The 10,543-nt window shown below is 49.4% G+C and carries 11 protein-coding genes and 2 pseudogenes; 5 read left to right on the top strand and 8 right to left on the bottom strand.

Features of this window, described 5'->3' with window-relative positions; genetic code table 11:
- Positions 1-95: 95 nt before the first annotated feature.
- Positions 96-275 (top strand): annotated as a pseudogene (locus FHW04_RS11795) (zincin-like metallopeptidase domain-containing protein); the annotation flags it as partial.
- Positions 276-661: 386 nt separating this feature from the next.
- Positions 662-778, top strand: a pseudogene (locus tag FHW04_RS11790) (helix-turn-helix domain-containing protein); the annotation flags it as partial.
- A gap of 33 nt (positions 779-811) precedes the next feature.
- Here FHW04_RS11790 and FHW04_RS11785 read toward each other — a convergent pair.
- Positions 812-1,597 carry an SDR family oxidoreductase gene (locus FHW04_RS11785; RefSeq protein ID WP_064367683.1) on the bottom strand — a complete coding sequence of 262 codons (786 nt, stop codon included), beginning with the start codon at positions 1,595-1,597 and terminating at the stop codon, positions 812-814.
- Between the two features lie 148 nt (positions 1,598-1,745).
- On the opposite strand from FHW04_RS11785, the gene FHW04_RS11780 reads away from it, so the two are divergent.
- Complete coding sequence (locus FHW04_RS11780; RefSeq protein ID WP_089562314.1) at positions 1,746-2,639, top strand: LysR family transcriptional regulator; 894 nt, start codon at positions 1,746-1,748, stop codon at positions 2,637-2,639.
- 34 nt (positions 2,640-2,673) lie between these two features.
- Here the strand turns inward: FHW04_RS11780 and FHW04_RS11775 are convergent, their stop codons facing one another.
- Both FHW04_RS11775 and FHW04_RS11770 read right to left on the bottom strand, forming a co-directional pair.
- Positions 2,674-3,663: an aldo/keto reductase gene (locus tag FHW04_RS11775; RefSeq protein WP_089562315.1), complete on the bottom strand. Its 990-nt coding sequence runs from the start codon at positions 3,661-3,663 to the stop codon at positions 2,674-2,676.
- A 26-nt stretch (positions 3,664-3,689) separates the two neighbouring features.
- The gene (locus FHW04_RS11770) at positions 3,690-4,541 is read right to left on the bottom strand and encodes an aldo/keto reductase (RefSeq protein WP_089562316.1); all 852 of its coding nucleotides are present in this window, start codon (positions 4,539-4,541) and stop codon (positions 3,690-3,692) included.
- 373 nt (positions 4,542-4,914) lie between these two features.
- Here FHW04_RS11770 and FHW04_RS11765 point away from each other — a divergent pair, with 373 nt between their 5' ends.
- Positions 4,915-5,109 (top strand): hypothetical protein, encoded by a 195-nt coding sequence (locus FHW04_RS11765; RefSeq protein ID WP_128088255.1) that lies wholly within the window; start codon positions 4,915-4,917, stop codon positions 5,107-5,109.
- A gap of 146 nt (positions 5,110-5,255) precedes the next feature.
- On the top strand, positions 5,256-5,687 hold the full coding sequence (locus FHW04_RS11760) for a restriction endonuclease (protein WP_158087038.1): 432 nt from the start codon (positions 5,256-5,258) through the stop codon (positions 5,685-5,687).
- Positions 5,688-6,036: 349 nt separating this feature from the next.
- Here the strand turns inward: FHW04_RS11760 and FHW04_RS11755 are convergent, their stop codons facing one another.
- The 5 genes from FHW04_RS11755 to FHW04_RS11735 all read right to left on the bottom strand — a co-directional run bounded on the left by FHW04_RS11755 (position 6,037) and on the right by FHW04_RS11735 (position 10,543).
- Positions 6,037-7,101 carry an alpha/beta hydrolase gene (locus FHW04_RS11755; RefSeq protein WP_089562318.1) on the bottom strand — a complete coding sequence of 355 codons (1,065 nt, stop codon included), beginning with the start codon at positions 7,099-7,101 and terminating at the stop codon, positions 6,037-6,039.
- 107 nt (positions 7,102-7,208) lie between these two features.
- Positions 7,209-7,793, bottom strand: coding sequence for a flavodoxin (locus tag FHW04_RS11750; RefSeq protein WP_089562319.1), 585 nt, complete (start codon positions 7,791-7,793; stop codon positions 7,209-7,211).
- Positions 7,794-7,802: 9 nt separating this feature from the next.
- Positions 7,803-8,564 carry a carboxymuconolactone decarboxylase family protein gene (locus FHW04_RS11745; RefSeq protein WP_089562320.1) on the bottom strand — a complete coding sequence of 254 codons (762 nt, stop codon included), beginning with the start codon at positions 8,562-8,564 and terminating at the stop codon, positions 7,803-7,805.
- On the bottom strand, positions 8,542-9,021 hold the full coding sequence (locus FHW04_RS11740; RefSeq protein ID WP_089562321.1) for a (R)-mandelonitrile lyase: 480 nt from the start codon (positions 9,019-9,021) through the stop codon (positions 8,542-8,544). Before FHW04_RS11740 ends, FHW04_RS11745 begins: the two co-directional genes overlap by 23 nt.
- A gap of 64 nt (positions 9,022-9,085) precedes the next feature.
- Complete coding sequence (locus FHW04_RS11735) at positions 9,086-10,543, bottom strand: heavy metal sensor histidine kinase (RefSeq protein ID WP_089562331.1); 1,458 nt, start codon at positions 10,541-10,543, stop codon at positions 9,086-9,088.

The following is a 10,543-nucleotide window of genomic DNA, read 5'->3' as shown; positions in this document are numbered from 1 at the left end:
GAACTTTTGCTTTGCCACGGAATGGTCTGTGTTGTCGGGAGGATGCGTGATCTGATCCTTCAACTCAGCAAAAGTTCGATTTATTCAACAAAGCCGAATTGATCGCCAAGCCGGGAAGCGCGTACCTGATGGCGGATCTGGGGATCGCTGGAGAGGGGCAGCATTAAAGCGATATTGCTTCCTGGCTGAAACCACTGAAGAATGACAAGCGCTATATTTTCAAGGCCGCTAGTGCAGCGTCCAAAGCGCATCGTTATTTGATGGATAGCCACTGAGTTTGTTACTGATTCACTAATAACACAAAGCAAAAAGCCCGCTCAGGTTTCCCTGAGCGGGCTTCTTAAATATGGCTCCTCTGACTGGGATCGCCTTTGCCAGTAAATGGCTAATAAATAAGCTAAACCTGAAATCCCTTTCTGTCAAGACCACCAGAATGACCACCAATAGTTGCGGGTTCCATAAATCTGGTATGAGCGTTCCGCAGCATGAGTGAACATGACTATTTTACTCTCTGAAAATGAAGCGTAATTAGAGATAACGTCGAAGGTGTTTATCCTATGTGAAACTGTGTGCAAAGAGGTTTAACTGTCGGCTGAGTGCCATAAGCGGACATGTCTAATTTCAGTTGTGCTCATTAATCTGGTTCACTGAACGAAGAACAAAACAGGTTGTTATTGAGCGTATTAATTTAGGCTTAAGCATCAGCTCTATTGCCCGAGAATTTAGTACTACCCGGCAAACCATACTTCGAATAAAGGCCGGATCCAAACTGTCATAAGACCGGCCCTATTGGGCCAAGTTGTCAAAGGTGTTAGATTGATTTTACGTGTTTTGAAAACAGGTTCAGCTCGTTAATAATGCACTCAGGTTCTTCACTGAAAGGCATGTTGTTCAAATCTAAAACCCCATCATTTTTTTCAGGATTATCAGTTTGCAGGTCTGCAAACAGCAAAGTAAGATCCTGTTGTGCTTCTCCTTGTTCAGCCACCAGCTCGAACGTTTTATTTTTTGCCTCGTCGCTGGTCAGGGCACTGACCAGAACCTGGGCTATTTGCTCCCGGGATACCACACCATCTTCCGGTGTTCCTGCATGGCGACGATCTCCCTGAAGCATAACGATTCTGTGCTCGTCATCATTGTTGTAATCAAACCAGCCGGGCCTGACGATGGTATAGGGATGACCACTCGCCCTTACCAGACGCTCGGCACGTCTTTTCCAGTCATGAACCTCAGTGCGTTGATTCCAGGTGCTGAGCCGTTCAGTCACGCCAATCGTGGTCATTAGGCCGATACGAGCAGGCGTATCCCTGAATATTCGTAAAATATTACGCACTCCGCCGTAATCTATCGCTCTGGCACCAATACGACCCTGACCATCGGAACCGAGAGTGAAGATGATGGCATCAATATCTTTCGGCAATTCGGTGAGTGTTTCAGGCAGTGAAACATCGCCGTAAAAAACATCCGTTCCACGAGGAAGTAATTTTACTTTTCTCCTATTTCTGACCAACGCTACGGGATGATGGCCCATTTCAATAGCAGTATTCACGACATGAAGACCAATACTTCCAGTCGCGCCTGCAACGAGTATTTTCATGATAAACCTTCTGATAATTCGGACTTATTTTCGATACAGTCAGAATATCAATTATCATTATTGTCAGTAATAGGGCTAAAATGATTGTGTCTATGAACACCCTTCATGAGTGTGCGATGAAGGGAATGCCTCCATAAGGAAATCGCCGATGCTCAAAGAAAATTTCAACGAACTGCAAATCTTTCTTGTGGTAGCGAGGGAGCGAAGTTTTACCAAAGCAGCGGGTAAACTGGGGGTTTCTCAGTCTGCACTCAGCCACGCGATGAAGGCCCTGGAGGAAAGGCTAAATATCCGCCTTCTGACCCGCACGACCCGAAGCGTGGCCCCTACAGAGGCCGGTGAGAGAATTATTGCCTGCCTTGAACCTCGTATTGCCGATCTTGAACAGGAACTGGAATCGCTTGTTCAACTGAACGGCACTGCCTCCGGCAATATCCGTTTATCTGCCGGGGAGCATGCCGCGCGAAGTCTGGTATGGCCGAAGTTAAAACCCTTCCTCAGGGAATATCCGGAAATTAATCTCGAACTGGTGGTTGATAACGGCTTTGTCGATATTGTTGAGAGGCGTTTTGATGCCGGGATCCGCCTGGGCGAAAGCGTGGATAAGGACATGATTGCGGTAAGAATTGGACCGGACATGAGAATGGCCGTAGTGGGAGCACCATCTTATTTCGCTGCAAATCCTGTACCTGAAACGCCGCACGAGCTACAAAATCATCGGTGTATCAATATGCGCCTGCCGACTGCCGGGGGACTGTACCACTGGGAGTTTGAGAAGGAAGGGAAACCGTTACGGGTCAGGGTTGAGGGGCAGGTAACGTTTAATCTGCAGGCGGAAAGGATTGATGCGGCTTTATCTGGCTTTGGCATCGCCTGTATACCTGAGGACAGGGTGCTGGATTATATAAAGTCAGGAGAGCTTATTCAGGTTCTGCAGGACTGGTGTCCGTCTTTCCCCGGATATTATCTTTACTACCCGAGCCGTAAGCAGCATCCGCCCGCTTTTGCGCTGATGATCGATGCACTTCGCTACTCGGAATAACGGGTCCGCAATTCGCTGCGGACCCGCCCGGGTATTAACGGCCTACTCGAGCCTGATGCTCAGGAGAGTAACGTTCGCCGACGATTTTAATCGTTTCAAGCGCCTGGGTTATTTGATGCAAATCATCCTGCGAAAGAATGATGTCAACAGCCCCCAGGTTTTCCTCCAGCCGGTGCAGCTTAGTGGTGCCGGGGATAGGAACAATCCACGGTTTTTGTGCCAGCAGCCATGCCAGCGCGATTTGAGCAGACGTCACGCCTTTCTCTGCCGCCAGTTCACCCAGCAATGAGACAAGCTTTTCATTGGCTTCAATCGCCTGTTCGGCGAAACGCGGCACGGTGCTGCGGTAATCATCCTTGCCAAAAGTCGTTCCTGGCTTAATCGATCCCGTCAGGAAGCCCTTGCCTAATGGGCTGAAGGGTACAAAACCAATATCCAGTTCCTCCAGCAACGGCAAGATCTCCTGCTCAGGCTCGCGCCACCACATGGAATATTCGCTTTGCAGTGCAGTGACTGGTTGTACAGCATGTGCCCGACGAATGGTTTGCGCACCCGCTTCGGACAGACCGAAATGTTTGACTTTGCCTTCCGCGATCAGCTCTTTCACTGTACCCGCTACATCTTCAATGGGGACATCCGGGTCGACACGATGTTGATACAGCAGATCAATGACATCAGTCTTAAGACGGCGTAATGATCCTTCCACCGCTTCACGGATATGCTCCGGACGGCTGTTTAAAATCTGCTGCTTGTTGTCGTCGCCAAAAGTAAAACCAAACTTAGTGGCGATGACCACGCGGTCACGAAATGGTTTTAAGGCTTCACCGACCACCTCTTCATTAAGAAAGGGGCCATACACTTCGGCGGTATCGAAGAAGGTGACGCCACGTTCAACCGCAGCGCGGATGAGCTCGATAGCCTGTCGGGTATCGGTCGCCGGGCCGTAGCCGTGGCTTAAGCCCATGCAACCGAGCCCAAGTGCGGAGACTTCGAGTCGGGATTTACCCAGATAACGTTTTTGCATTGAATGAATACCTCTTTTATCGCGACTTAAACATCAAGTTTGCGGCCAGTCAGCCATTCCACCATCGCCGGGTCACGGTGGGAGAAGAAGGCGCTGGTAGCGGTATCGAGGGCGGCAATTTGCAGCATATCCTCAGCGCTGAGTTCAAAATCGAGAATATTGATGTTCTCAGCCATGCGTTCTTTGCGCACTGATTTCGCCAGTGAAACGATGCCTCGCTGGAAGATCCAACGCAGCACAACCTGGCCCACGCTTTTACCGTACTTCTGGCCAATTGCTGTTAGAACGGGATGCTGGAACAGACCATTTTTACCCTCTGCAAACGGTGCCCAGGCTTCCGGCTGAATGCCACGGCTTTGATTCCATGGAACGGCATGCAGCTGCTGGTTGAAGGGGTTAACTTCAATCTGGTTTACCGCAGGAGCCACTTTGTTGAAGGCGATAAGGTCGGCCAATCGGTCAGGATGGAAGTTGCTGACGCCAATGGCGCGAATTTTGCCTGCCTGTTGCAGTTCTTCCATAGCTCGCCATGCCCCATGGACATCACCGTAAGGCTGGTGAATCAGGTACAGGTCGACGTAATCGAGTTGCAGCCGGTTCAGGGAGCGTTCGAACTGTGCTTTAGCGCCTTCGTAGTTAGTATCCTGCAGCCATAGCTTGGTCGTTACAAAGAGTTCGTTACGTGCGATACCGGTCTGTTTCAGTGCGTTCCCGACCTGGGTTTCATTCTGGTAAGACGCGGCGGTATCGATCAGACGGTATCCCGTATCGATGGCATCAATAACGGCTCTTTCGCATTCAGCGGCATCAGACATCTGAAACACACCAAAGCCCAGCAGGGGCATTTCAACACCGTTGTTCAGTTTTACAGTTTGCATGACGTTATCCTTTAGCTGTTGTGTAGGAAAAGCATAACGCAAAGTGATTTATTCGATTAGATGGGGTAATTAGCTAGGGTTTATTAGGTGTGCTCATTAATTGCGTCATTATCTTGCTACCAAAAAGCATGCACAGTTGTGAGAACAAAGTTAGCATGCCCTATAGTTTATTAAGCTTTTAGCTGATGTTATAAGTAGATCTCAAAAGATGATCAGCAACATCATGTTGCGTTAGTAAGTAGAGCTAAGTATTTGTAGCTTGTTGTTTGAATGAGGAAAAAGACATAACATGTAATCCAGAGAATTGCACTATTGCATGACCACCCCTTGGTGGAAAACCTGAAATGACACCAATTCAAGTAAGGAGAGTTAATTGAAGTCAATACTTAACTGGGTTATGAAAAATGGTTGGAATATATTTAGCTTTATTGGGGTGATAGGGACATTCTATTTTTCGCTTATATATGTTCCCGGTTATGTAAAAGATATAACTGCAGCAAAGGTAAACATCACTCATGAAAGCTTAGTGGATGATGTTCAAGAGTTATTATTTTATAATAAAAACTAACAATTGATGATATCAATTCATTCATTAAGGCCAAAGAGTTAGAGCAAGGAACTCCTTACCCATACTCGGCTGATGAACTTTTATTACAAATCCAAGATCGCTTTATGGGAAACAAATTTATTCCATTAGAGAAAAGGGAGTTACTAATGGATACAGTAAAATCTATTCGCTCCACATATTCAAAGCCAAAAGTTGCTGAGAAGAAAAGTATAAATGAAGATTCACTAGTATCAATGTTTGTTTCCGCTATAGGAGCACTCATTGCAGCTATAGGTACATATAGTATTTTCAGGAAAATAAAAATTGATAAAGAAATTGAGGCTGATATCACATCGGGTGATGTAATCAATAATTTGGTCTATCCAAATGTAACTCCAGGCTCGAAGGAGTTTGAAAGTATGGTTGGTGAAGTACTTAATGAACTTGGAGTGCTTTCAGAAAGAGTTGAAGCAGGAAAAGATGATGGTTATGACTTTGAGATTAAAACCCAAGAACAGAATTATATTGTTGAGGTGAAAAGGTATTCAAAACTACTCGGTTTGGCTACAGGTCGTGAATTTATATATAAAGTGAATTAATCAGGTAAGGGTGGTATTTTAATTGTTAGCTCTGGCTTTACCGAAAGAACAAAGCAACTTATAAATTAACATAATGCTTTATCTGAAAACCAAAAAGTATATCTTGTAGTGGCTAAGGCAAAGACTGAGCTTAAGGGTATATTGGCCAAAATTTTACGGCTATAGTGTTGAAATTACCCGATTTGGGGAGCAGTAATTTTTTAGAGTTCTGATGTGGCTTGTTGAATAGGTTTGTTGGCTCATGTGTCATGTGCTTTATCATTAAGATAGCTATGGTTAAAAACTAATATGACTCTACCGAGTCCTCAGACACGAGAACTCGGTAGATTGGACTGATGGGTCTATTCCACTACTGCAATTTTTTTTCCTTCAGAAATTTACTCACCAAATCAGCAATCTGCATATTGTTGAGATCAGAGAATGGGAAGTGGGTATTCCCTTTGATTCCCACTTCTGGCAGATGCGTTACCGTCACATCCCCGCCATGCTTGTTCACCACGTCGCGCCACTCGCGAGCCATCGCCAGACGTACCCGCCAGCTGTCCTGCGCGGGCATGGCGACAGGTTTATCCGGTATGTTATCGCCGTAAATAATCAGAATCGGGATTTTGGTCAGTGCCATAAATTGCGCCATTGGCACAGGCTCACCCTTCAGCGTGTCGAACGCGCTTGGCATAGGGGCAGGGAGTTCTTTTTCGGGGAAGACAAAGCTGCTGCCAGGCTCGAAGGCGACAATGGCTTTAACCTTGTCGTTTTTCATCGCCGTGTACCAGCCTGGTCCGCCACCCTGAGAGTGGGTGAAGAGGATAGCCGGGCCGGATTTATCCACGACGGCGGACATCGCATCAGAGATGACATTGATATCAAACGGCCCGGTATTCGGGGTCATCTGACGGAAATACTGATTCAGCGCTTCTTTGTCGTGAGAGAATTGAACGCCTTTAAAATACTCTGGCCACACGCCAACGCGGAACTGGTTAAACCACATCTGCTCATCTGGTTTTGGCGAAACAGTACCTTCTACGGTAGTGCGCCCGGCGCTGCCCCGGCGTGGCTGATCGACCAGATAGGTTGAGAACCCGCGACGCAGGAATATGTTCTGGAACCCTTCACGGCCATCCGGCGTGCTTTCCCAGGTACGGGAGAACTGACCTGCGCCGTGCAGCATGACGATAGGGTATTTATGCGGATTCTCCGGGATTTGGTAGAACACAGACGCATGATCGCCATGGTAGGTTTGGCCAGCAGACTCCAGCGGCTTTTTCGCGTCAAATGTTCCTGGTGCGGTGATGATGGTGCCACCAGCAGAAAAGCTTCCCTGTTCCTGAATAACCAGAGGCTCGGCATATACCGATTGAGCCACCAGGCCACCCGCCATTACGCAGATGGCCAGCGTTTTTAAGATTGTCTTCAAGATTACATCCTCTGTTATGTTTGCTGTTCAATCATATCTGAGTTGTCAGTGTTAATTATTTAGCACCCCTGATTGCCCTTATTTGGCAGATTCATTAATGCGGACGATTAACTGCGTATTGTCTCTAACCAACTGGTGACCGTTTCAGTTGTTCTTCGCTCCTGGTCGCATTCAATAACAAGCGGTTTTTCCCGACGCGCAGTTTGGGCAAGACTGGCAAGGATGTCGTCGCTGTCTCCTTTACCGTAGCCACCGTGAGTAATGAAGGGGATGAGTAATTTGCCCGCAAGGTTGTGGCTGCTGAGAAATGCTTGCACTACAGGCGGCACGCTGGTCCCCCAGATGGGAAAGCCTAAATACACTGTCTCGTAGCGTGAGATATCTGCAACGCTATTTTTTAATGCGGGTTTGACTCCTCGCTCACGCTCATTTTTCACCTGTTCAACGGTCTGAAAATAGTCTTCCGGATAAGGTGTGGCCGGTTCAATTTCAAACAGATCGGTGTTCAGACTACGGTGAATGACACCCGCAATAACTCGTGTATTTCCGCTGCGGGAAAAGTACGCCACCAGAACACGGCTTTTACCCTGCACGTTTGCGGTTCCGGTGGCTGCTGAAGCCAGGGAGACGTTCGCCAGTGTGAGCCCGGCAAGTGCGGTGATTAACATTCTGCGGTTAGGATCATGCTCCATACCCAACTCCTAATTGTTTGCGAGCGCCTGCTGCAGCGCCTTTTCAGCTCGCGTAGCCGCATCATTTTCGCCATGTTCACGCAGAACTTGTGACAGTTGGCGCAGATGCGTTGCCGTCAGGCCGACCCGCATACTTGCTCGCGTATGCGATAACAGTTGGGCTTCAACGCCTGGTGTGGCCGCTAATGCGCCAACTGTTGCCAGCTCGCGGCTTTGCCAGTCGAGGTTATCGCGGGCGAAAATGTCGCCGAACAGGTGCGTTTGCAGGAACTGATTAATGACCGGGGCAAAGTCAAACAGCGGGCCCTGAACGGGAGCGCCTGAGATTTTTGTCTGGTTTGCGGTACCGACACGGCGAAGCTCATCCCCGACAGGGATTGGGGCGACCGGTTCTTTGCCCTCAACGTCTTCGATGCCACGTTGTTTACGTGCTTCGACGACCTTCATCAGTTCGGTAAGCGCATTCAGGCTACGGGGGAAGCCCGTGTAGGCATAAAGCTGGACGAGAATCTCTTTGGTTTCGTTTATCGTGAGTCCTGCATCAAGCCCCTGATTCAGGGCTGCATTCAGCTTATCCATCTGACTGCTGGCCATCGATGCCGCAATCAACGGGATGGCCTGTTGGCTGGCTGACAGCGTATTTGAAACGGTTTGTTCGTGGTTCATTTCTGAGGCTCCTTTATTGACGGGCGCAGCATGTGCCGCGAGACCAGAACCAAAGGTCAGCAGCACTGCTGCCGCTAATGCTTTAATGGGCGTGGTATTGTTCATCTGTCACTTTCTCCATCCAGTTAACGCTTTTGCCATCTACAATCCCGGTTATCGCCAGATGCGTCATCGCGCTGCCGGGTGCCGCCCCGTGCCAGTGTTTGACGCCCGCAGGGCAAGAGACAACATCGCCCGCGCGGATAATCTGCACCGGCTGGCCTTCTTGTTGTGTGAGCCCAACACCCGAGGTCACAATAAGCCGCTGACCTGCCGGATGCGTATGCCAGGCAGAACGGGCTCCGGGTTCAAAGGTGACATAAGCCCCGGAAACACGGATGTCGTTATCAGGTTTGAAGAGAGGATCAACCCGGACGCGACCGGTAAAATTCTCCGCTGGCCCATACACCGCGTTCTGACTTCCTGCTGGGGCAATATGGACAGCGGGATTTTGCTCCGCTGCCCAGGATGAAAAGGTGAAGAAGGGCAGTAACAGCCCGAGGTAACGTAAATGTCCGATCATGCAAAGCGTCCTTATCAATGAAGAGGGGATTGCCTGCGATGATTTTATCGAGAGGGTGATGACGTCAGGCTGACGCCCCCCTGACAATTCTGTCAGTTAACCCGGGTCCCGGCTCAGCGCCGGATTGAGCATTGCCCGCCGCTTTATCCGCTTGTATTGCAAAGGTGAGGCCAAATGTATTGATGCCACCTTCACTACGCGCAAAGACATCCCCCCTGTGCATAATGGCGACAGCACGCACGATCGACAGGCCCAGCCCATGATGGGTATCACTTCTGGCCCGGGAGGTGTCAACGCGATAGAATCGCTCGAAAAGCCGGTGTAAGTGCTCTGGCGATATCGGATCGCCAGGGTTTGAAACTTCAACACAGGCCTGATGACCTTTTTCGCTTAACCGCACCGTTAACCTGCTGCTGGAGGGTGAATGTCTTGCGCTGTTTTCCAGTAAATTAGCCAGTGAGCGGTGGAACAGCCGCCGGTCGATATGCGCGGTGACATCCCCCTCCACATCCAGAAAAAGCTGTTTTTCCGCAAAAGAGGGTTCCACATACTCCGCTGTTTTCAGGGTTTCTTCCCGCAGGGAAACCTGCGTAAGCTGGGACGCATGTTCACCCGCATGGGCATGGGACAGGAACAGCATGTCGTTAACTATCGACGTCATACGTTCAAGCTCTTCCAGATTGGAACCCAATAACTCTTCCAGTTCATCTTGCGAACGTCGGCGTGAGAGCCCCAGCTGCGTCTGGCCGATCAGATTAGTCAGCGGAGTCCGGAGTTCATGCGCAACATCGGCATTGAAGCTCTCGAGCTGCCTCCAGGCGACCTCTTGCCGTTCCAGCACGCCATTAAAAGATGATGCTAACTGCTGTAATTCGTCAGGTAATGCTTCGGTATTCAGGCGCTGACCATGGTCCCCGGGAGCGAGTTGCCGGGCCTGTTTACTGAGCGCCCTAACCGGACGAAGACCGATCCTTGATACGATGTATCCCAGTAAGGCGACAATCGCGACGCCCAGTGCGGTAATGATCAGCAATGTACGCGTGAACGCATCAAGTGTTCCCATGTATGGCGTGGAGTCGATGGCAACCACATAGCGCAGCTCAGGTCTTTCTCCGTTCGCGGAGATGGTTTTGACTAACAGGAACAGCGAGCATGCACCTTCTGATGCACCTGGCACTTTATTAAAGCCCTCCTGTAATGAAGACCACTGAACACCCACTGGTGGTGTTCCCCCGATGCTGAAGCGTGGGTTATCGCTTACTATCCAGTAGCGAACTCGCTCACCTTCAGAATTGGTTAACACGGTGAATTTATTGGCCAGCGTTGACCAGCCCTCAGCCGAGGTTCGTGCGGTGATCCACGGACTCATTAATGATTCCCGGAACAACAGTTCGTTGTGCATCTGCTTTTGCAAAGAGTCATGCAAAGAGCTTCTGAGCAGGATGCCGATAACGGAGACAATCAGCAGCGCGGATAAGGCAAACATCAGCGCCAGATGAACGGAGATGGAACGCTTAGGCAT

This window comes from Pantoea sp. AN62 (genome assembly GCF_050432985.1).
GTDB classification, from domain to species: Bacteria; Pseudomonadota; Gammaproteobacteria; order Enterobacterales; family Enterobacteriaceae; genus Pantoea; species Pantoea brenneri.
The sequence above is the reverse complement of the archived record's forward strand: the minus strand, read 5'-3'. Positions and strand labels throughout refer to the sequence as shown.

Excerpts from the sequence above, each read along its gene's own strand:
- FHW04_RS11785 (WP_064367683.1), bottom strand. The coding sequence starts at position 1,597 with ATGAAAATACTCGTTGCAGGCGCGACTGGAAGTATTGGTCTTCATGTC.
- FHW04_RS11780 (WP_089562314.1), top strand. The coding sequence starts at position 1,746 with ATGCTCAAAGAAAATTTCAACGAACTGCAAATCTTTCTTGTGGTAGCG.
- FHW04_RS11775 (WP_089562315.1), bottom strand. The coding sequence starts at position 3,663 with ATGCAAAAACGTTATCTGGGTAAATCCCGACTCGAAGTCTCCGCACTT.
- FHW04_RS11770 (WP_089562316.1), bottom strand. The coding sequence starts at position 4,541 with ATGCAAACTGTAAAACTGAACAACGGTGTTGAAATGCCCCTGCTGGGC.
- FHW04_RS11760 (WP_158087038.1), top strand. The coding sequence starts at position 5,256 with ATGGATACAGTAAAATCTATTCGCTCCACATATTCAAAGCCAAAAGTT.
- FHW04_RS11750 (WP_089562319.1), bottom strand. The coding sequence starts at position 7,793 with ATGGAGCATGATCCTAACCGCAGAATGTTAATCACCGCACTTGCCGGG.
- FHW04_RS11745 (WP_089562320.1), bottom strand. The coding sequence starts at position 8,564 with ATGAACAATACCACGCCCATTAAAGCATTAGCGGCAGCAGTGCTGCTG.
- FHW04_RS11740 (WP_089562321.1), bottom strand. The coding sequence starts at position 9,021 with ATGATCGGACATTTACGTTACCTCGGGCTGTTACTGCCCTTCTTCACC.
- FHW04_RS11735 (WP_089562331.1), bottom strand. The coding sequence starts at position 10,543 with ATGCCTAAGCGTTCCATCTCCGTTCATCTGGCGCTGATGTTTGCCTTA.